The 18,887-nt window shown below is 67.6% G+C and carries 20 protein-coding genes; 8 read left to right on the forward strand and 12 right to left on the reverse strand.

From position 1 onward, the window contains the following. The first annotated feature begins 48 nt into the window (after positions 1 to 48). Together B6N23_RS01750 and B6N23_RS01755 are read left to right on the forward strand one after the other, a co-directional pair. Complete coding sequence (locus B6N23_RS01750) at positions 49 to 1,107, forward strand: asparaginase (RefSeq protein ID WP_305501502.1); 1,059 nt, start codon at positions 49 to 51, stop codon at positions 1,105 to 1,107. 92 nt (positions 1,108 to 1,199) lie between these two features. Beyond that, positions 1,200 to 1,436: a DUF2789 domain-containing protein gene (locus tag B6N23_RS01755; protein WP_305501503.1), complete on the forward strand. Its 237-nt coding sequence runs from the start codon at positions 1,200 to 1,202 to the stop codon at positions 1,434 to 1,436. Positions 1,437 to 1,450: 14 nt separating this feature from the next. Here B6N23_RS01755 and B6N23_RS01760 read toward each other — a convergent pair whose 3' ends face one another. The 3 genes from B6N23_RS01760 to trhP all read right to left on the reverse strand — a co-directional run bounded on the left by B6N23_RS01760 (position 1,451) and on the right by trhP (position 4,513). Further along, entirely contained in the window at positions 1,451 to 2,131 is a 681-nt protein-coding gene (locus tag B6N23_RS01760) for a TVP38/TMEM64 family protein (protein ID WP_305501504.1), read from the reverse strand. A 123-nt stretch (positions 2,132 to 2,254) separates the two neighbouring features. Then, positions 2,255 to 2,923 carry an anti-virulence regulator CigR family protein gene (locus tag B6N23_RS01765; RefSeq protein WP_169958463.1) on the reverse strand — a complete coding sequence of 223 codons (669 nt, stop codon included), beginning with the start codon at positions 2,921 to 2,923 and terminating at the stop codon, positions 2,255 to 2,257. A 147-nt stretch (positions 2,924 to 3,070) separates the two neighbouring features. Next, positions 3,071 to 4,513, reverse strand: coding sequence for a prephenate-dependent tRNA uridine(34) hydroxylase TrhP (gene trhP, locus B6N23_RS01770; RefSeq protein ID WP_305501505.1), 1,443 nt, complete (start codon positions 4,511 to 4,513; stop codon positions 3,071 to 3,073). A 198-nt stretch (positions 4,514 to 4,711) separates the two neighbouring features. Here trhP and queC point away from each other — a divergent pair, with 198 nt between their 5' ends. Genes queC through B6N23_RS01790 form a run of 4 tightly spaced genes read left to right on the forward strand, consistent with a single transcriptional unit; the run spans position 4,712 to position 7,270 of the window. Next, positions 4,712 to 5,443 (forward strand): 7-cyano-7-deazaguanine synthase QueC, encoded by a 732-nt coding sequence (gene queC, locus B6N23_RS01775; RefSeq protein WP_305501506.1) that lies wholly within the window; start codon positions 4,712 to 4,714, stop codon positions 5,441 to 5,443. After that, positions 5,443 to 6,135 (forward strand): 7-carboxy-7-deazaguanine synthase, encoded by a 693-nt coding sequence (queE, locus tag B6N23_RS01780; protein WP_305501507.1) that lies wholly within the window; start codon positions 5,443 to 5,445, stop codon positions 6,133 to 6,135. Before queC ends, queE begins: the two co-directional genes overlap by 1 nt. Next, entirely contained in the window at positions 6,135 to 6,980 is an 846-nt protein-coding gene (locus B6N23_RS01785; RefSeq protein WP_305501508.1) for a 6-carboxytetrahydropterin synthase, read from the forward strand. The genes queE and B6N23_RS01785 overlap by 1 nt, the downstream gene beginning before the upstream one ends. Next, a complete protein-coding gene (locus B6N23_RS01790) occupies positions 6,977 to 7,270 on the forward strand; it encodes a YkgJ family cysteine cluster protein (RefSeq protein WP_305501509.1) in 294 nt (97 codons plus the stop codon). Before B6N23_RS01785 ends, B6N23_RS01790 begins: the two co-directional genes overlap by 4 nt. Before the next feature lie 11 nt (positions 7,271 to 7,281). Here B6N23_RS01790 and B6N23_RS01795 read toward each other — a convergent pair whose 3' ends face one another. Continuing rightward, positions 7,282 to 7,623, reverse strand: coding sequence for a hypothetical protein (locus B6N23_RS01795; protein ID WP_305501510.1), 342 nt, complete (start codon positions 7,621 to 7,623; stop codon positions 7,282 to 7,284). A gap of 351 nt (positions 7,624 to 7,974) precedes the next feature. Here B6N23_RS01795 and B6N23_RS01800 point away from each other — a divergent pair, with 351 nt between their 5' ends. Continuing rightward, positions 7,975 to 8,595 carry a helix-turn-helix domain-containing protein gene (locus tag B6N23_RS01800; RefSeq protein WP_305501511.1) on the forward strand — a complete coding sequence of 207 codons (621 nt, stop codon included), beginning with the start codon at positions 7,975 to 7,977 and terminating at the stop codon, positions 8,593 to 8,595. Here the strand turns inward: B6N23_RS01800 and istB are convergent. Next, on the reverse strand, positions 8,588 to 9,382 hold the full coding sequence (gene istB / locus B6N23_RS01805; protein WP_305499182.1) for an IS21-like element helper ATPase IstB: 795 nt from the start codon (positions 9,380 to 9,382) through the stop codon (positions 8,588 to 8,590). The genes B6N23_RS01800 and istB overlap by 8 nt on opposite strands. Then, the gene (gene istA / locus B6N23_RS01810) at positions 9,382 to 10,689 is read right to left on the reverse strand and encodes an IS21 family transposase (protein ID WP_379687598.1); all 1,308 of its coding nucleotides are present in this window, start codon (positions 10,687 to 10,689) and stop codon (positions 9,382 to 9,384) included. Before istA ends, istB begins: the two co-directional genes overlap by 1 nt. 143 nt (positions 10,690 to 10,832) lie before the next feature. On the opposite strand from istA, the gene B6N23_RS01815 reads away from it, so the two are divergent. Next, complete coding sequence (locus B6N23_RS01815) at positions 10,833 to 11,039, forward strand: hypothetical protein (RefSeq protein WP_305501513.1); 207 nt, start codon at positions 10,833 to 10,835, stop codon at positions 11,037 to 11,039. 37 nt (positions 11,040 to 11,076) lie between these two features. Here B6N23_RS01815 and B6N23_RS01820 read toward each other — a convergent pair whose 3' ends face one another. The 6 genes from B6N23_RS01820 to serC form a co-directional block, all read right to left on the reverse strand. Next, entirely contained in the window at positions 11,077 to 11,454 is a 378-nt protein-coding gene (locus B6N23_RS01820) for a histone-like nucleoid-structuring protein, MvaT/MvaU family (protein WP_169958470.1), read from the reverse strand. A gap of 378 nt (positions 11,455 to 11,832) precedes the next feature. Then, positions 11,833 to 13,509, reverse strand: coding sequence for a 30S ribosomal protein S1 (rpsA, locus tag B6N23_RS01825; RefSeq protein WP_305501514.1), 1,677 nt, complete (start codon positions 13,507 to 13,509; stop codon positions 11,833 to 11,835). A 179-nt stretch (positions 13,510 to 13,688) separates the two neighbouring features. Next, on the reverse strand, positions 13,689 to 14,387 hold the full coding sequence (cmk, locus tag B6N23_RS01830) for a (d)CMP kinase (RefSeq protein ID WP_305501515.1): 699 nt from the start codon (positions 14,385 to 14,387) through the stop codon (positions 13,689 to 13,691). Then, complete coding sequence (locus tag B6N23_RS01835) at positions 14,384 to 16,645, reverse strand: bifunctional prephenate dehydrogenase/3-phosphoshikimate 1-carboxyvinyltransferase (protein ID WP_305501516.1); 2,262 nt, start codon at positions 16,643 to 16,645, stop codon at positions 14,384 to 14,386. Before B6N23_RS01835 ends, cmk begins: the two co-directional genes overlap by 4 nt. 9 nt (positions 16,646 to 16,654) lie before the next feature. Further along, the gene (pheA, locus tag B6N23_RS01840) at positions 16,655 to 17,746 is read right to left on the reverse strand and encodes a prephenate dehydratase (RefSeq protein WP_305501517.1); all 1,092 of its coding nucleotides are present in this window, start codon (positions 17,744 to 17,746) and stop codon (positions 16,655 to 16,657) included. A gap of 5 nt (positions 17,747 to 17,751) precedes the next feature. Further along, positions 17,752 to 18,870, reverse strand: a complete 1,119-nt coding sequence (serC, locus tag B6N23_RS01845; RefSeq protein ID WP_305503920.1) for a 3-phosphoserine/phosphohydroxythreonine transaminase — start codon at positions 18,868 to 18,870, stop codon at positions 17,752 to 17,754. Between the last annotated feature and the right edge of the window lie 17 nt (positions 18,871 to 18,887).

Consider the following 18,887-nt stretch of genomic DNA (forward strand, 5'->3'; position numbering starts at 1 on the left):
GCCCACCCCTTCGTATCATGGTCGGCCCAAGCCTGCCCCGGAGCCCCCATGCCCATCGACGCCACCTCCTCGTCCCTGCGCCCTGTGCTGGTCATCTACACCGGGGGAACCCTGGGCATGGTGGCAGGCGAGCACGGCCTCGCCCCCGGCGGCGACATCGAGGCGCGCCTGGCTCGCGCCCTGGACGGCCTGCCCGCCCAGCGCCGCGCGGCACTGCCGGACCATGAGGTGCTGGCCTTACCCGCCCCCATCGACTCCAGTGCCGCCACCCCGCGGGAGTGGCAGCGGCTGGCCGACTTGATCGCCACGCGCTTCCGGGACCACACCGGCATCGTGGTGCTGCACGGAACCGACACACTGGCCTGGACGGCCTCGAGCCTCGCCTATCAGCTTCAGGGCCTGGACCGCCCGGTGGTGGTGACCGGCGCCATGCAGCCGCTGGAAGCCGAGAACAGCGACGCGGCCGACAACGTCGAACTGGCGCTGCGTTTCGCGATCAATCCGGCGCTTCAGGAGGTGGCCATCGCCTTCGGCGGCAGGCTGCTGCGCGGCGTGCGGGCACGCAAGTGGCAGACGCGGGACGCCCACGCCTTCGTCACCCCCAACTATCCGCTCCTCGGCGAGCGGGTGGGCAACGACGCCGTGCTCTATCCCGGACGAGGCCTGGCACAGCAGCAGCGCGGCGCCCCACGCTTCGAGCTGCCCGACTATGGCCCCCTGGCGGAGGGCGGAGTGGCGCGCATCGTGCTGTGGCCGGGCATCACCGCCCGCCAGGTGGCGGCCTGGCTCGAGGCGCCGACCCTCAAGGGGGCCCTGCTGGAGGTGTGGGGAGGCGGCAACATGCCGCAGGATCGTGACCTGCTCGGCGTGCTTGCCGACGCCAGCGGTCAGGGCAAGCTGCTGGCGGCGATCAGCCAGTGCCCCCATGGCGGCATCGACATCGACCACTATGCCGCGGGCCGGGGGCTTCAGGCGGCCGGGGTGTTGTCGGCCGATGCCATGACCCCGGAGGCGGCACTGACCAAGTTGGTCCACCTGCTGGCCCAGCCGCTGGCGGATGACGAGCGCCGGCGGCGCTTTCTCACCCCGCTGGTGGGAGAGCGGTGACGGCATCCTGCACCAGCGTTGACGACGGTCATGCAACGGGCGGCGCAAGCCGCTATGGTGGGAGGTATTCCAACACCGCAAGGAGAGCCACCATGGATCACCCCGACCACCCCTTCACCGAACTCTTCGAGCAGCTGGGCCTCGCATCGGACCCGGAGGCGATCAAGCGCTTCATCGAGCGCAACGGTCCCATTCCCGAGGAGATCCCCCTGCCGGACGCCCCCTGCTGGAACGAGGGCCAGGCCGAGTTCCTGCGCGAGGCCATCGAGGCGGACGCCGACTGGGCCGAGGTGGTCGACCACCTCAACGCCTCGCTGCGCAAGCCCTGATGGCGCCGGCCAGGCTAGCCGTTGGCGGCCTGGCCGTTGGCCTCCACCCGCCGCCTGACCCAGGCGCCCACCAGCAGCAGCACGGTGAGCGCCAGCAGCGGCAGCACCACGCTGACGCTCAGTGCCTCTTCCTTCTCCACCGCCTCCAGCGCCCCATAGATGGCGCTGGCATAGACCGCCCACTTCACGCCGAGACCGATGATGGCCGCCATCAGGAAGGTCCCCAGCGGCAGGCGCAGCAGGCCGGCGGCATAGTTGACCACCGAGTGCGGGAAGCCCGGCAGCACACGCAGGGCGCACTGGGTCAGGAAATCGCTGCGCTGCTCCAGGCGCCGCATGATCTTGCGGGTGAGCCCCTTGGGCGTCCAGCGATCGCCCACCCGGGCCGAGAGCCAGTAGGCGCCCAAGGCCCCGAGCACGCTGCCCACGATCAGCATGGGGGTCGCCGCCAGGGGCGAATAGAAGGGGGCGATCAGCCACAGCCCGATGCTGCCGGGCAGGCCCAGCGCCAGGGTCACGGCCATCACCAGGATCACGCTGATGATCACGGCGGGATGGTGGGAGGCCTCGTCCGCCCAGCGCTGCAGATCCGCCAGGTCAGGCGAGTGCCAGATCCACAGGTAGAGCGCCATCAACACGACGCCACCCACCGCCGCTACCCGCCAGGGCCAGCGCAGTGAACTATCGTTGAACATCGATCATCTTCCGGTGCGCAGAGGCGCCCATGGTGCCATGCAGGAGCCATCCTACGCCAGCATGGCAACCGCCGCGGCCGGCCGCTGAGGGGCCTGCCACGGCGGCGTGTCGAGCCTGCGGGATCAATAGAGGACGTCGCGAATCACCTGGTAGATGATCTCGTTGGCGGCGTCGACCAGGATCGCATCGGGCCCCACTCGGCGCCATTCGTAGCCGTCATAGCGCGGCAGGTAGCCCAGCGCACGGTCGTCGAAGCGCTTGGCGATGCCCGGAGGCAGCGGCTTGCCGCGCTCGAGGTTCATGCGGATGCCCGGCGGCAGGGCGGCGCGATCATCTTCGCGAACCCAGTCGCGACCCTCGCCGAAGAGGCGGCGCAGCTCCCGCTCGTCGATGCTGGGACCGCTGCGGTAGCGCTCGTCGCGACGCTCACGGTCGCGATAGCCCGCGTCGCGCCGGTCACGGTAGCTTTCTCTGTCCCGGTAGCTCTCCCGATCCCGGTAGCCTTCCCGGTCACGCTCGCGGTCGCGCCAGTCACCCTCCCGGCGTTCACCGTCGCGGTAGCGCTCCTGCTCACGAAGCTCCTGCTGGCCGCGATCACCGCCCCGCCCCTGGGGCCCCTGCTCTCGCCGCTCCTGGCTCTGTCCTTGTCCTTGCCCCTGCCCTTGAGCCTGAGAGGCCCCCTGGCCTCGGCCGGGGTGGTCGGCGGGCTGTGCCAGGGCGGGGCCTGCCGCCATCACCAGCGCAAGGCTAGAAGCCGCCAGGGCCAGGCGCAGATCGATTCGCTTGCTCATGTGAACCTCCGGTTCCATGGGGGGATGCCTATCAGACTAGTCGCCAATGATGCAGCCGGTGTGGAACTACTGTCGGCCTGTGGCAACACCCTGAATGCAAAGAGGCCCGGCATGCGGCATGCCGGGCCTCTGCGGGTCGAACCTGGCTCAGCCCTTGAGGTCACGCATCAGCAGCGCGAACTCGATGCGCTCGGGCGCGATCGCCTCGCCCGGTACCGGGATGCGCACCACGTGGCCGGAGCCCGGTGCCACCCCCACGGATTCGCCACGCTTGTTCTCGATATGCTCGAGCACGAAGCGGCGGTTGCCACCGGGCAGCATCAGCTCCATGCCGTCCCCCACCTCGAAGCGGTTCTTGACGTCCACCTCCAGCACGCCTCGGTCGGGGTCATAGCCGATCACCTCGCCGACGAACTGCTGGTGCACCCCCACCGAGTTGCCCTGCTCGTAGTTCTGGTACTCGTCATGCACGTGGCGGCGATAGAAGCCTTCCGTGTAGCCGCGGTTGGCGAGGTTGTCGAGCTCATCCATCAGGCGCATGTCGAAGGGCCGGCCAGCCACGGCATCATCGATGGCGCGACGGTAAACCTGGGCGGTGCGCGCCACGTAGTAGTGGGACTTGGTGCGCCCCTCGATCTTCAGCGAGGTGACGCCCATCTGGGTCAGGCGCGGCACGTGCTGGACGGCGCGCAGGTCCTTGGAGTTCATGATGTAGGTGCCGTGCTCGTCCTCGAACACCGGCATCAGCTCGCCCGGGCGGGTGCGGTCCTCGATCAGCGCCGAGAGCTCGTCCTGGCCCTCCACCCCGCCGGCGGTGGCCGTGGTCTGGGACAGGCCGGCGAAGGAGGTGCTGCCGCCGCCGGAGGCGATCAACCCGCCCTGAGCCCCGCCCTGCTCGGAGGTCCAGACGCCGCTGGCCGCATGGGCGGCCGCCGAGTTGGCCGGCACCAGGTCGCCGGTCTCGTCCTGGGCGGCGGCCACGGTGTTGTACTTCCAGCGGCAGGCGTTGGTGCAGGTGCCCTGGTTGGGGTCGCGGTGGTTGAAGTAGCCGGAGAGCAGGCAGCGCCCGGAGTAGGCGATGCACAGCGCGCCGTGAACGAAGGTCTCGATCTCGAGGTCGGGGCACTCGGCACGGATCTCGCCGATCTCCTCGAGGGACAGCTCACGCGACAGGATGATGCGGCTGATGCCCTGGCGCTGCCAGAACTTCGCCGCCGCCCAGTTGACCACGTTGGACTGCACCGAGAGGTGGATCACCTGGTCGGGCCAGCGCTCGCGCACCATCATGATCAACCCCGGGTCGGACATGATCAGGGCATCGGGACCGGCCTCGATCACCGGCTCCATGTCGCGCAGGTAGGTCTTCAGCTTGCTGTTGTGGGGCGCGATGTTGGAGGCCACGTAGAACTGCTTGCCCCGCTCATGGGCGTAGGCGATGCCCTTGTGCAGGTTGTCGATCTTGAAGTCGTTGTTGCGCACGCGCAGCGAGTAGCGCGGCTGGCCGGCATAGACGGCATCGGCGCCATACGCGAAGGCGTAGCGCATGTTCTTGAACGTTCCCGCGGGGGAGAGCAGTTCGGGGGCTTGCATGTGAGGTCACCGTTGTCAGGACGATGGCAGCCGGGGCAGAAGCGCTCCGGCGTGCAGGGGGATGGGAAGGCGCGAAAGTCTAGCAATTGCCGCCGAATCTGGCCAGAAAGTGTCGATTTGCGTACACTGCGCGCCACCGGACCGGACCCCGGACTGCCGCACCCACGGCCCCACAAATTCTCCGACCAGAGCTGACCCATGACCCTTCCTGCTTCCCCCACGGCGGCCGACCGCACCACCGCGGTGATCTACTCCGGCGGCATGGACTCCTACACCGTGCTGCACCGCGCGCTGCGCGAGGGGCTCGACGTCCACGCCCTCTCCTTCGACTACGGCCAGCGCCACGCCCGTGAGCTCGAGGTGGCCGAGAGCGTCTGCCGCGAACTCGGCGTGCCTCACCAGGTGGTGGACATCCGCGCCATTCACGGCCTGATCGATGGCTCGGCGCTCACCGACGCCGGCCGCGAGCTGCCCGAGGGCGACTACGGCGAGGAGAACCTCAGCGCCACGGTGGTGCCCAACCGCAACATGATCCTGCTGGCGCTCGCCATCGCCAAGGCGGTGAACATCGGCGCCGGCCGGGTCGACTACGGCGCCCACGGCGGGGATCACGTGCTCTACCCCGACTGCCGCCCCGAGTTCGTGGAGCGCATGAACGCCGTGGCTGGCATCGCCAACTTCGAACCCGTCGAGATCCACGCCCCCTACCTGCGCGCCAGCAAGGCCGAGATCCTCGCCGATGGCCTGGCCATGGGGCTCGACTACGGCCAGACCTGGACCTGCTATCGGGGCGGGCGGCTTGCCTGCGGGCGCTGCGGCAGCTGCCGCGAGCGCCTGGCGGCCTTTGCCGCCAACGGGGCGATCGACCCCCTGGGCTATTCGGATCGGTCCGCCACCGACGCCTCACCGCAGCCCGATCAGGAGGCCTGATGTACCACGTCAAGGAGGCCTTCTATACCCTGCAAGGCGAGGGCGGACAGGCCGGTCGCGCCAGCGTCTTCTGCCGCTTCACAGGCTGCAACCTCTGGTCCGGCCGGGAGTCGGACCGGGCGAGTGCCGCCTGTACCTTCTGCGATACCGACTTCCTCGGCACCGACGGTCAGAACGGCGGGCGCTTTGCGGATGCTGCGTCCCTGGCCGAGCACCTGACGGCGCTCTGGCCTGCGCAGGACGGCCCGAGCGTGAGAGGCGCCACGCCCTATGTGGTCTTCACCGGGGGCGAGCCTCTGCTGCAGCTCGACGAGGCGCTGATTCAGGCGATGCATGAGCAGGGCTTCGAGGTCGCCGTGGAGACCAACGGCACCCTGCCCGCCCCCGCCGGCATCGACTGGCTCTGCGTCAGCCCCAAGGGGGCGACGGCACTCGCCATCACCGCGGGCAACGAGCTGAAGCTGGTCTACCCACAGTCTGAGGCCCCGCCGGCGCGCTTCGCCTCGCTCGACTTCGAGCACTTCTTCCTGCAGCCCATGGACACCGGGGCCGGCGGGCGACCTGCCCCCCCGGCGAACGACGCCATCGCCGTCGCGACGACCGACACCATGGCCGCCAGCGTCGCCTACTGCCTCGCCCACCCGCAGTGGCGCCTGTCGCTGCAGACCCACAAGATTACGGGGATCGACTGATGACGCTATTCGTCAACCGCCTGACCCAGCTCGACGTCTCCTGGTGGTGCCCGACCCGGGGCCTGGTCGGCGCCAGCTGGCAGGTGGACGTGGAGCTCGACGGGGAGCTCGGCGAGGACGGCATGCTGTTCGACTTCGGCGAGGTGAAGCCGTGGATCAAGCAGCGCCTGGATGCCGGTGCCGACCATACCCTGCTGGTGCCCACCCGGGCCCCCGGCCTGGAGCTCCATGACTGCCGCGAGGGGCTCTGCGTGCGCACCACCCTGCCCTGGACAATGGAGCTGCGCGCCCCACGCCAGGCGCTGACCCTGCTGCCCTGGCGGGAGATCCGCGCCGAGCGCCTGGCCGACCACCTGGCGGCGGAGCTGATGCGCCGGCCGCCGCCGCGGGTCAGCGATATCCGCCTGCGCCTGCGGGAAGAGGAGATCGAGGGAGCGGCCTACACCTACAGCCATGGCCTGCGGCGCCACGCCGGCAACTGCCAGCGCATCGCCCATGGCCACCGCTCGCGGCTACATATCTGGCAGGGCGGGAAGCGCGTTCCCGAGCTGGAGCGAGAGTGGGCAGAGCGGCTCGCGGATCGCTACCTGGTCGACCAGGCCGATATCGTCACGGACGAGGAGCCGGCCTGGAAGCAGATGCTGACCAGCCGCTATCGCACGGCCCAGGGGCAGTTCTTCCTGCGCCTGCCGAGGGAGCGCTGTGAGGTGCTGCCGACGCCGACCACGGTGGAGTGGATCGCCGACTGGCTGGCCCGGCAGATCGCCGGCGAGACGGGGCGCGCCACTCGGGTGCAGGCCTTCGAGGGGATCGACAAGGGCGCCATCGCGCAGGCCTCGCCATGATCACGCCCACCGACGACACGCCGGCAAGCGCAGCGGCCTGCCGGCCGGGATGCGGCGCCTGCTGCATCGCCCCCTCGATCAGCACGCCGATTCCCGGCATGCCGGATGGCAATGGCAAGCCGGCCGGCATGCGCTGCGTGCAGCTGGACGAGGACAATCTGTGCCGGCTGTTCGGCGACCCGCGCCGCCCGGCGGTATGCGAGCGCTTCGGCTTCGATGCAGCGCTATGCGGCGAACGCCGTGAGCAGGCGCTGGAGCGCATCGCCGCCCTGGAGTGCGCCACCGGCTAGCGCTCCTGATATCAGACGATTCGGCCCATCGCCTTGAGCTGCACCAGCAGCTCGGACACCTGCTCGGCGGGCTTCTGATACTCCTGCATCAGCGCTCGCAGTCGCTCCTCGAAGCTCTTCTCGACGCTCTTCTCGACGCTCTTCTCGACATTCTCCTCAACGTTCTTCTGGCGGGGCGCTTCCTGCTCCTCCAGTGGAGACGCGATCACCTCGGAAGGCGCATCGGGCATCCCTGAACGTCCATCGGGGTTATCGAGTTCGCGAAGCGCCTCGGCAAAGGCATCATCGAGTTCACGGAACTTGCGCAGTTTCTCACGCTCGTCCATCGGTTTGCGCTGGGTCTGCTGTTTCATCTGTTTCCGGTCGTTCATGGGGACGGCTGAGGAGATGAACATCGAACCAGGCGGGCGTTAACCAGCCACTTATAAGCGCGATGTCCCGAGTCATTATTATACCGCCAACGTACTGCCCGGCGAAGGGCCGGGACCATGATGGCGCCACGACCCGACCGGCAACAGGATATCGCGACTGTGCACCAGCGCGCATACAGCTTGCCCAAACTTGCCTTTGCCAACCCTTAGGCCGCATAAAGTAACCAGGCCGTCAGGGCGCTGATCATTTTCGCAGCGACTGCAGACGTCGCCAGGCTGAAAATGAACGGACGCCCCGCACCGGGAACCATCGCGCAAGGAAGGGGCCAGACCATGTTCAACGAAATGATGCGAGCAGAGATCTGGCTGCAGGAGACGCTCGCCAGTGGAGAGAGCCTCGAGGAACTGGCCGCGCGCCTGGGCTACTCCAGCTCTCAGGTACGCCGCCGATTCCGTCAGTGCTTCGGGCTATCGCCGAGCGCCTACCGGGAGAGCCTGCGCCTGGAGAAGGCCGCTCGGCTGCTCACCTTCACGCCGCGGGGCGTGCGCGAGATCGCCGGGCGCTGCGGCTATACCAACCACTCGGCCTTCAGCCGGGCCTTCCAGCGCCGCTATCGCCAGACCCCCCGGGAGTTTCGGCTCAACCGGCACAGGGCGCTCAGGGCCTCTCGCCCGCCTGCGCTGACGTTAGAGCCCACTCTCCACACCCTCCCCCCGCGCACCGCCGTGGTTACCCGCTGCTATGTCGGCACGGAACAGCTGACGCCGCCCGAGACATGGCCACGGATGCTGTGGGGGGGGAAGAGCCGCCGTCAGGCATTCCGATGGACGCGCCGTCCCTTGCCCTGCTGCATGACCCCTGCCAGGCATGCTCGCTGCCCAAGCTCGACCTGGTGTCAAGCGACATCAGAAAGTGACCCCCTGGCGACAGTGAAATCTGACCCCCTTACCTGACGACCTGATCGTGATGGTGGATGGTGTCGGGCTTGATCAGCCCGGCCTTGCGCTTGGCACGCAGTCGGTAACTGTCGCCTCGGATGGTGATGACGTGGCTGTGATGCAGCAGTCGGTCAAGGATCGCCGTGGCGACCACGGCGTCACCGAACACCTCGCCCCACTCGCTGACCGCTCGGTTGCTGGTGACCAACAGGCTGCCGCGCTCATAACGCCGGGTGACCAGCTGGAAGAACAGGTTGGCCGCCCCCGGCTCCAGCGGCAGGTAGCCCAGCTCGTCGATGATCAATAGCTTGGGCTTGGCGAAGTGCCTTAGCCGTTCCTCCAGGTCGCCATTGGCATGGGCCTGGACCAGTTGGGTAATCAGTGCCGTGGCGGTAGTGAACAGCACTGAGTAGCCGGCCTTGACCGCTTCCCGGCCAAGTGCCACAGCGAGATGACTCTTACCCACGCCCGGCGGGCCGAGCAGCAGCAGAGCATCGCCGTTGGCGATCCAGCGTCCGCAGGCCAACTCACGGATCTGACCGGGATCGACGGCAGGCTGGGCGCTGAAGTCGAACCCTTCCAGAGTGCGCAGGAACGGGAAGCGGGCGATGCTCAGGCCCATCTGGATGCGCCGCTGCTCCTTGTGGGCCACCTCCTGCTCGCACAGGTAGGCCAGCGTCTCGCGCAGGGTCAGCTCCCGGCGTGCGGCTTCGTCAAGCAGCGTGTCGAGCCGCTCGCGGATGGCGGTCAGCTTGAGACGCGTCAGCATGGCATCCAGGCGCTCCGTCTCGGGCATCGTCATCACCAGCCACCTCCCACCACGGCTTCGTACTCGGTCAGGTCGCGCTGCAGCACGGCCGGCGGCAAGGTGGCCACGATCTCGCTGGACGCCACGACCTCCTCGGCGTCCGCTTTGGGGGATCGGTAGCCGACGATGCCCTGCAGGTGCTCCGGCAGGCAGCGCACCTGGCGGCGCCCGCCCAGCTCCGGGTGGCGGGCCACTTCACGGCCGGCGTGGTGCACCCGCAGTTCGCCGTCGGTCACGCTGACCTGGACGGGCTCACCGATCAGGCGCCAGGGCACGCTGTAGCGGTTGGTGTCGACCTCCACGGTGGCGTCGCGCTGGACCCGACGGCTCAGCTCTCGTGCCTGCTCGAAGGGCGCCCGGTCGTTGAGCGGCTGCAGGCTGGCCTGTTCGGCGATGAAGCGCACCGCCGGCAGCTCTCCGGTGGTGCCGTGGACCCGCTGGTCGGCGATCTCGCGCATCCACCAGATCAGGTGGGCCTCCAGCGCCGCCCAGGAGGCAAAGGTGCGGCCGGCGATGGCGTTACGTTTCACATAGCCGACGCCTCGCTCGTCCTTGCCCTTGGTGCGGGCGCGGTACGGCGCACAGGCCACCGGTCGGAACCCCCAGTAGCGGGCAAAGGCCGCCAGCCGCTCGTTGAACACCACCTCGCGGGTCGCCGCGTTGTGGTGATCGACCAGCGCCCGGGCGTTATCCAGCAGTACCTGCTCCGGCACGCCGCCAAAGTGGCGGAAGGCGCCTTCCAGGCCGGCGAACCACGCCGACTGCCGCTCGTGCCGGAAGGCGCGGACGTAGTGGCGGCGGGAGTAGCCCAGGGTGGCGACAAACAGGAAGACCTTGACCGACTCCCCATCGATGGTGATGTGGCGGCTGCCGAAGTCGATCTGGAGCTGCTTGCCGGGCGGAGTCTCGAACCTCACCGTGGCCTTGGCTTCGGCGGCCAGGGCCTGACGGAAGGGCGCGCAGGCGCGTTCCACCGTACGCAGGCTGACCGTGAGGCCGTGTTCGAGCTGCAGGTCTTGCAGGACCACGGCGGCGTTGCCGGCATGCTGCAGGAAGCGGGCCTTCAGCCATTCCTCCAGCCCTTCCAGCGACTTGCTGCGCTGCGGGCTTGCGTAGGGCGCCCAGCCGCCCTGGCGCAGGTAGCGCTTGACGGTGTTCCTGCTGATACCGAGTTCATCGGCGATGCGTTTCGTCCCCCAGCCACAGGCCTTCAGGCGGAGCATGGCGGCGACATCCTCTGGGCTCTGCATCGGTTCCCCTCGTACCTGAGTGTGGGGAACGTTATATCCGGATTTCTTCATGGGCGGACCCTCCTGGTGAACTCACGGAGGGGTCAGTTTTCGGTGTCGCTTGGGGGGCAGTTTTCCATGTCGCCTGACACCTGGGGGTGGTCCTGGCGCCGGGGCTGGCCGACAGCCTGGCCATGCCGCCCTCACTGAGGGTGGTGACGCTGCCAAGCGTGCGCACGGCCAGCCTGTCATTGACCGCGGTCGACGACGTCAACACAGCCCTGGAGAGTCTGCTCACCGACGCCCTGCCCACGCTGGGCGAGCACTACAGTGGAGAAGCGATCCGCCTGATCGCCGACGGAGACGCCCTCGAGCTCCAGCTGCCGCTGATGCCGCCACCACAGACGAAGACGGCGCCCTGAGGGCGCCGTCTAAAGGCCGAAGCGTAGCGATCGCGCCTTACTCCTCGACGCGCACCAGCCAGGACTCCACGGTATCGCTGCCGTGCTCGTCCTTCCACGCCTTCAGGGTCTTGTGGTTGCCACCGCGAGTCTCCACGACCTCACCGGTATTCGGGTTCTTGTAGATCTTCAGCTTGCGCTTGCGACGCGCCCCTGCCGGCGCGGAGGCGGCCTTGGGTGCTGCCGCCGCAGGCTTCGGGTTGAGCAGCGCGATCACGTCCGCGGCGCTCTTGTCGAACTCTCGCATCAGCGACTCGAGGCGCTCCTTGAACTCGAGCTCCGACTGCAGGCGCTTGTCGTTCTGCAGCTTCTCCATATTGGCCTGGAGCTGTTTCAGCTGCTGTTCCATCTGCATGTATTCGTTGATCAGGGACATGATCCGATTTCCTTCTTTCGAAATGATAGGTGCAACGGGTGAACGATTATCTGACAGCGGAGTTATAACTTGCAACAGTCTGGATGATAGCAGCACTCAACGCAACTCGAGTATTACCGTTTTCATGCGATAACAAACTTCGAGCAGCGACTCGGCGAGACATTATCTCTCGCCATGAAGTACAACAGCCAAGTTTCCTGAATTCAAGAAAGGGGTCGCTGCGAGCGTCGAGCGCGAGACTATCTTGTTCGGCAACTCGAGAAGAACACAAAAGCGCGCCGAACCCGGTCAACACGCCAAACACCGGCGCTAAAAAAAAAAAAAAACCGCCGCCCCGAAGGGCGGCGGTCTCTGGTCCGTCGGGAACTAACTTCCCGATCAGTCCTGACCCATCTGCTGCTTGATGAGGTCGCCGATGGTGGTCGGGCCACCCACTTCGACGTTCTCTTCGCGCAGCTTCTTGAGGTTCTGACGCGTCTCGTCCTGATCCTTGGCCTTGATGGACAGGGCGATCTGACGGTTCTTGCGGTCGACACCGATGATGCGGGCCTCGACGCTGTCACCCTCGTTCAGGACGTTGCGAGCATCCTCGACGCGGTCAGCACTGATCTCGGACGCCTTGAGCACGGCGACGACATCGGTAGCCAGCTCGACCTGGGCCTGCTTGGCATCGACCTCGACCACGCGGCCGGTGACGATGGTGCCCTTGTCGTTGACGGCCAGGTACTCGGCGACCGGATCGGTGTCCAGCTGCTTGATACCCAGGGAGATGCGCTCACGCTCCGGATCGATGGAGAGGATCACGGCCTCGGCCTCGTCGCCCTTCTTGAAGGAGCGCACGGCCTCTTCGCCGGTCTCGGTCCAGGAGATGTCGGAGAGGTGCACCAGACCGTCGATGCCGCCATCCAGACCGATGAAGATACCGAAGTCGGTGATCGACTTGATGGTACCGGCAACGCGGTCACCCTTGTTGAACTGGGAGCTGAAGGTCTCCCACGGGTTGGCGGTGCACTGTTTGATGCCCAGGGAGATACGACGACGCTCCTCGTCGATATCCAGCACCATGACGTCCACATCGTCGCCCACCTGGACAACCTTGGACGGATGGATGTTCTTGTTGGTCCAGTCCATCTCGGAGACGTGGACCAGACCCTCGACACCCTCTTCCAGCTCGGCGAAGCAGCCGTAGTCGGTGAGGTTGGTGACGACGGCACGCACCTTGGTGCCTTCCGGGTAACGATCCTTGATGTTGACCCAGGGATCTTCGCCCAGCTGCTTGAGGCCCAGGGAGACGCGGTTGCGCTCGCGATCGAACTTCAGCACCTTGACGCTGATCTCGTCGCCCACGGCAACGATCTCGCTCGGATGCTTGATGCGCTTCCAGGCCATGTCGGTGATGTGCAGCAGGCCGTCGACGCCGCCGAGGTCGACGAAGGCGCCGTAGTCGGTCAGGTTCTTGACGATACCCAGGATCTGCTGGCCTTCCTGCAGGGTGGCGAGCAGGGCCTCACGCTCGGCGCTGTTCTCGGCTTCGAGCACGGCACGGCGGGAAACGACGACGTTGTTGCGCTTCGGGTCAAGCTTGATGACCTTGAAGTCGAGTTCCTTGTTCTCGAGGTGCGTGGTGTCGCGCACCGGACGCACGTCGACCAGGGAACCCGGGAGGAAGGCACGGATGGAGTCGACATCGACGGTGAAACCGCCCTTGACCTTGCCGTTGATCACGCCCTTGACGATCTCGTCCTTCTCGAAGGCAGCTTCCAGGATCTTCCACGCTTCGGCGCGCTTGGCCTTCTCGCGGGAGAGGCGGGTCTCACCGAAACCGTCTTCGACGGCTTCCAGAGCGACGTGAACCTCGTCGCCGATGGCGATGGACAGCTCGCCATTATCGTCGCGGAACTGGGCCGCGGGGATCTGACCTTCGGACTTCAGGCCGGCATTGACGGTGACCCAGTCACCCTCGATGTCGATGATGGTAGCCACGACGATCGCGCCCGGCTCCATGTTGATGTCCTGGAGAGATTGTTCAAACAAGTCAGCAAAGCTTTCGCTCATGATGTTCCTACGTGATCAACGTTAAGTGCGGTCATGCCGCTTCCTCCGCACCACCAGCGAGTGCGGGCCTTATTTACCAAACCCCCGGAGATGTTGGCGCTGGTTCGACCTGGCTCGGCTATCGGGAATCGCTACCCAGCCACGTCATCACATGCTGCCGGAGGCGCCGCAAGGGAGTTTCAGGTGGCGGACGCCAGACCTCGTTCGGTCAGCAGTTCCGTCAGCCGATCCACCACTTCCGGTATCGTCAGGCGCGTGGTGTCAAGCGTGATGGCATCGTCTGCCGGCTTGAGCGGGGCCACGCTGCGTTGCATGTCGCGTGCATCGCGCGCCTGAATCTCCTTCAAAAGACTCGATAGACTAGCATCCACCCCCGCTTCCCGCAACTGGAGCTGGCGGCGGCGCGCCCTCTCCTCGGCGCTGGCGGTGAGGAAGATCTTCAGCGGGGCCTCCGTGAATACCACCGTGCCCATGTCGCGGCCGTCGGCGACGAGGCCCGGCGACTTTCGAAAGTCGCGCTGGCGGCCCAGCAGCGCCTCGCGCACCGTCGGCAGGGCCGCGATCCGCGAGGCGGCATCGCCGACCTGTTCGGTGCGGATGGTGGCGGTGGCGTCATCCCCTTCGAGCAGGATGCGGGTGGCCTCCGCCTCCGCCACGAACACCACATCGAGCCCCGCCGCCACCCGGGCGAGCCCAGCTTCGTCATCCAGCGCCACGCCGTGCTTGCCGGCGGCCAGCGCCGTGAGGCGGTAGAGGGCACCGGAGTCGAGCAGGTGCCAGCCCAGCCGCTCGGCGACCAGGCGGCTGATGGTGCCCTTGCCGGCCCCGCCGGGGCCGTCGATGGTCAGTACCGGCACGGCAGTCTCGGCGACGGTCATGCGCCCTCCTCGGCCGCTTCCTCCTCGAGGACGAGTCCCACCTTGCGCGCCAACTCGATGAAGCCGGGGAAGGAGGTGGCCACGTTGGCGCAGTCGTCGATGATGATCTCGTCACCGGCGCGCAGGGCGGCGATGGCAAAGGACATGGCGATGCGGTGATCCTCGAGACTGTCGATGCGCCCGCCGCCATAGTTGGGGCCTTCGGCCTTGCCGCCACCGACGATATCGATACCGTCGGCGACCAGCGTGTGCTCGACGCCGATGGCGGCCAGGCCGTCGGCCATGGCCTGCAGGCGGTCGGACTCCTTGACGCGAAGCTCCTCGGCCCCGCGCAGGCGGGTCACCCCCTCGGCATTGGCTGCGGCGATAAAGAGCGCCGGAAACTCATCGATGGCCAGCGGCACCTGGTCGAGGGGAATGTCGATGCCCTTGAGCGGGGCATGGCGGATATGCAGGTCGGCCACCGGCTCGCCGCCCACCTCGCGCTCGTTCTCGAGGCGCAGGTCGGCGCCCATCAGCCTGAGGATATTGATCACGCCGATGCGGGTCGGGTTGATGCCGACGTGTTCCAGCACCAGATCGGCCCCCGGGGTGATGGCCGCCGCCACCAGGAAGAAGGTGGCCGAGGAGATGTCCGACGGCACATCGATGGGCGCGGCGGTCAGCCTGCCGCCGCCCTGAAGCCAGCAGGTGTCTCCCTCGCGGTGCACCTCGTAGCCGAAGCCGGCCAGCATGCGCTCTGTGTGGTCGCGGGTCGGCGCCGGCTCGCGCACCCGGGTCTCGCCCTCGGCGTAGAGACCGGCCAGCAGCAGGCAGGACTTCACCTGGGCGCTGGCCATCGGCATGTCGTAGGTGATGCCCTTGAGCGCGCGGCCGCCGTGGATATGCAGCGGCGGACGACCACCCTCGGCGGTATCGATCACCGCCCCCATCAGGCGCAGCGGGTCGGCCACGCGGCCCATGGGGCGCTTGGTCAGGGAGGTATCGCCGGTAAGCTCGGTGTCGAAGGCCTGGCCGGCCAAGAGCCCGGCAAACAGGCGCATGGCGGTGCCGGCGTTGCCCACGTAGAGCGGCCCCGAGGGCGCCTTGAGGCCGTGCATGCCGACGCCGTGGATGGTCACGCGCCCCTGGTGGGGGCCCTCGATGGCCACGCCCATCTCGCGGAACGCCTGCAGGGTGGCCAGGCTGTCCTCGCCCTCCAGGAAGCCCTTGACCTCGGTGACCCCCTCGGCCAACGCCCCGAGCATGATGGAGCGGTGGGAGATCGACTTGTCGCCGGGCACGCGAATGCGGCCGGTCACGGTGCCGCCCGAGGCGACCCGGTAGCGCAGCTTGCCTTGCTGTTGCATCTGATATTCCGCCTGATAACTGGTCTTGTTGAGCAGGGATTCGAAGTAGTGGCGCGCGTGACGGGCGCGGTCGAAGGTGGCGAGCATGGCATCGCTGTCGCCATGCTCGATGGCCTGGCGAATCCGCACCAGGCCGGCCTCGAAGTCGTCCAGGGAGGCCAGCACCGCCTCGCGGTTGGCGACGAAGATGTCGCGCCACATCACCGGATCGCTGCCGGCGATGCGGGTGAAGTCGCGAAAGCCCCCGGCGGCATAGCGGAAGATCTCCAACCGCTCGTCCTGGCGCGCCAGGGTGTCCACCAGGGAGAAGGCCAGCAGGTGCGGCAGGTGACTGGTGCGGGCCAGCACCTGGTCATGGCGCACCACGTCCATCTCCAGCACCTCGGCCCCGCACGCCTCCCACAGGGCGCGCACCCGGGAAAGCGCCACCGGGTCGGTGTCGGGCTCCGGAGTGAGGATCACCTTGTGGCGCAGATAGAGCTCAGGGTTGGCCGCCGCCACGCCGCTCTTCTCGGAGCCAGCGATGGGGTGGCCCAGCACCAGGCGGGGCGGCACGCAACCGAAGGCCTCGCGGGCGCAGTCGCGGATGGTCGCCTTGGTGCTGCCCACATCGGTGATCACCACGTCGGGGGCGGCCCGGTCGATCAGCCGGGCCAGCTCCCCCATCACGCTGCGCATCGCCAGCACCGGCACCGCCAGCACCACCAGGGAGGCGCCCTCGATGACCGCGGCGAGCTCGGTGTCGCCGCCGTCGATCAGCCCCATCTCGATGCCGCGGGCGATCTCGCCAGGGTCCGGATCACAGGCATGGATGGCGCCCCGAAAGCCGCCAGAACGTAGCGCCGCGGCCAGGGAGCCGCCGATCAGCCCCAGGCCGACGATCAGGAGGCGGGGTTCATTGACTCTCACCACCACGCCTCAGAGCACGCCGATCGGGTAGGAACCGAGCACCTTCACCTCGGCGGCGCGCAGGCGCACCTCCTCGAGGACCGCGGCGACCCGGGGCTCGTCGCGGTGCCCCTTGAAGTCGATGAAGAAGACGTAGTTCCACGCCCCGCTGCGCGAGGGGCGGGTCTCCAGGCGGGTCATGTCGATCTGGTGGCGATGAAAGGGCTCCAGCAGGTCGTGCAGCGCACCCGGCTGGTTGCGCATGGCCACCACGATGGAGGTCTTGTCCTCGCCGGACATGGGCACGTCCTGGTGACCGATGATCAGGAAGCGCGTGGAGTTGTCCGGGCGGTCCTCGATCTTCTCGGCCAGGCGGGTCAGGCCATAGAGCTTGGCGGCCATGTCGCCGGCGATCGCCGCGCTATGCCACTCGGTCTTGACCAGGCGCGCCGCCTCGGCGTTGGAGGAGACCGGCACCCGCTCCGCCTGGGGGTAGTGGGCGTCGAGCCACTTGCGGCACTGGGCGAAGGACTGCGGGTGGGAGTAGATGCGCGAGACCTTGTCCTGGCGGGTGGTCTCGCCCACCAGCAGGTGGTGGTGGATGCGCAGCACCACCTCGCCGCAGATGCGCAGGCCGGAATCCATGAAGGAGTCCAGGGTGTGGTTGATCACCCCTTCGGTGGAGTTCTCCACCGGCACCACGCCGTAGTTGACCGCGCCGGCCTCCACCTCACGGAACACCTCATCGATGGCCGCCATGGGCAGGCTGATGGCGCTCTCGCCAAAATGCTTGAGGGCCGCCTGCTGGGTGAAGGTGCCCTCGGGGCCCAGGTAGGCCACCTTGATGGGCTGCTCCAGCGCCAGGCAGGCGGACATGATCTCGCGGAACAGCCGGGCGACCTCCTCGCTGTCCAGCGGACCCTTGTTGAGCGCCATGATCCGGCGAAGTACCTGGGCCTCGCGCTCGGGCCGATAGAAGACCGTATCGGGGTCCTCGGCGGTCTTGACCTGGGCCACCTGCTGGGCGCAGTCGGCGCGCTCGCTGATCAAGCGCAGGATGTCGCCGTCCAGGGCGTCGATGCGCTGGCGCAGCGCCTCCAGATCGATGGGGGTATCACTCATGCTCGTCAGCCCCTTCTCTTCTCGAAATCGGCCATGAACTCCACCAGCGCCTCCACCGCGGCCTCGGGCACGGCGTTGTAGAGGCTGGCACGCATGCCACCCACGCTGCGGTGGCCCTGAAGGTTGAGTAGCCCCGCCGCCTCGGCCTCGGCCAGGAACGGCTCATCCAGGCGAGCGTCGGCCAGCACGAAGGGCACGTTCATCCGCGAGCGGTTGGCCACCGCAATGGGGTTGGAGTAGAGCTCGCTCTCGTCGATGGCCGCATAGAGCCTGGCGGCCTTGCGGGCGTTGATCGCCTCCATGGCGGCCAAACCACCCACCTCGTCCTTGAGCCACTCGAACACCAGCCCGGCCAGGTACCAGCTGTAGGTGGCCGGGGTGTTGATCATGGAGCCCGCCTCCGCCAGCGCCTGGTAGCCGAAGAGCGACGGCATATCGGCACGGGCGCGGTCGAGCAGGTCATCGCGCACGATCACCACCACCAGGCCCGCGGGGCCGATGTTCTTCTGGGCGCCGGCGTAGATCACGCCGAACCGCGAGACATCCAGGGGCCCCGAGAGGATGCTGGAGGACATGTCGCACACCAGCGGCGCTTCGGAGCCATCCGGACGGCGAGGCCCTCCACCTTCACTGCCGGGGATGTAATCGAAGGCGAGCCCGCCGATGGTCTCGTTGGCGGTGTAGTGCAGGTAGGCCGCATCGCTGGAGAGCAGGATCTCCTCCGGACGGGGCACCGCCAGGTGGCCGCCGGCCTCGCTGGCGGCCGCCACGTGAACGTCACCAAACAGGTGGCGCGCCTCGGCGATCGCCTTCTTGCTCCAGATGCCGGTGTTGACGAAGTTGGCTCGCCCGCCCGGGCCGAGCAGGTTGTAGGGCACGGCGGCGAACTGCTGAGTGGCTCCACCCTGGGTGAAGAGCACCCGATAGTTGGCCGGAATGGCCAGCAGCTCGCGCAGGTCCACTTCGGCCTTCTCGGCGATCGCCACGTACTCCGGCGAGCGGTGGCTCATCTCCATCACCGACAGACCACGGCCGTGGTAGTCGAGCAGCTCGTCGCGGGCCCGCTCGAGCACCGCCGTGGGCAACGCGGCCGGACCGGCGCAGAAGTTGTAGTGGCGATGAATGGGGGGCAGCCCCCCAT

Origin of the sequence: Halomonas alkalicola (assembly GCF_030704205.1) — a bacterium.
Lineage (GTDB): Bacteria > Pseudomonadota > Gammaproteobacteria > Pseudomonadales > Halomonadaceae > Halomonas > Halomonas alkalicola.

Bases quoted from the DNA above. Each gene is read 5' to 3' on its own strand.
- B6N23_RS01760 (WP_305501504.1), bottom strand. From the start codon at position 2,131: ATGTTCAACGATAGTTCACTGCGCTGGCCCTGGCGGGTAGCGGCGGTG.
- trhP (WP_305501505.1), bottom strand. From the start codon at position 4,513: ATGCAAGCCCCCGAACTGCTCTCCCCCGCGGGAACGTTCAAGAACATG.
- pheA (WP_305501517.1), bottom strand. From the start codon at position 17,746: ATGAGTGATACCCCCATCGATCTGGAGGCGCTGCGCCAGCGCATCGAC.
- cmk (WP_305501515.1), bottom strand. From the start codon at position 14,387: ATGACCGTCGCCGAGACTGCCGTGCCGGTACTGACCATCGACGGCCCC.
- B6N23_RS01785 (WP_305501508.1), top strand. From the start codon at position 6,135: ATGACGCTATTCGTCAACCGCCTGACCCAGCTCGACGTCTCCTGGTGG.
- B6N23_RS01790 (WP_305501509.1), top strand. From the start codon at position 6,977: ATGATCACGCCCACCGACGACACGCCGGCAAGCGCAGCGGCCTGCCGG.
- queE (WP_305501507.1), top strand. From the start codon at position 5,443: ATGTACCACGTCAAGGAGGCCTTCTATACCCTGCAAGGCGAGGGCGGA.
- istB (WP_305499182.1), bottom strand. From the start codon at position 9,382: ATGACGATGCCCGAGACGGAGCGCCTGGATGCCATGCTGACGCGTCTC.
- B6N23_RS01750 (WP_305501502.1), top strand. From the start codon at position 49: ATGCCCATCGACGCCACCTCCTCGTCCCTGCGCCCTGTGCTGGTCATC.
- queC (WP_305501506.1), top strand. From the start codon at position 4,712: ATGACCCTTCCTGCTTCCCCCACGGCGGCCGACCGCACCACCGCGGTG.
- B6N23_RS01795 (WP_305501510.1), bottom strand. From the start codon at position 7,623: ATGAAACAGCAGACCCAGCGCAAACCGATGGACGAGCGTGAGAAACTG.
- B6N23_RS01755 (WP_305501503.1), top strand. From the start codon at position 1,200: ATGGATCACCCCGACCACCCCTTCACCGAACTCTTCGAGCAGCTGGGC.
- B6N23_RS01820 (WP_169958470.1), bottom strand. From the start codon at position 11,454: ATGTCCCTGATCAACGAATACATGCAGATGGAACAGCAGCTGAAACAG.
- rpsA (WP_305501514.1), bottom strand. From the start codon at position 13,509: ATGAGCGAAAGCTTTGCTGACTTGTTTGAACAATCTCTCCAGGACATC.
- istA (WP_379687598.1), bottom strand. From the start codon at position 10,689: ATGAAGAAATCCGGATATAACGTTCCCCACACTCAGGTACGAGGGGAA.
- B6N23_RS01765 (WP_169958463.1), bottom strand. From the start codon at position 2,923: ATGAGCAAGCGAATCGATCTGCGCCTGGCCCTGGCGGCTTCTAGCCTT.
- B6N23_RS01800 (WP_305501511.1), top strand. From the start codon at position 7,975: ATGTTCAACGAAATGATGCGAGCAGAGATCTGGCTGCAGGAGACGCTC.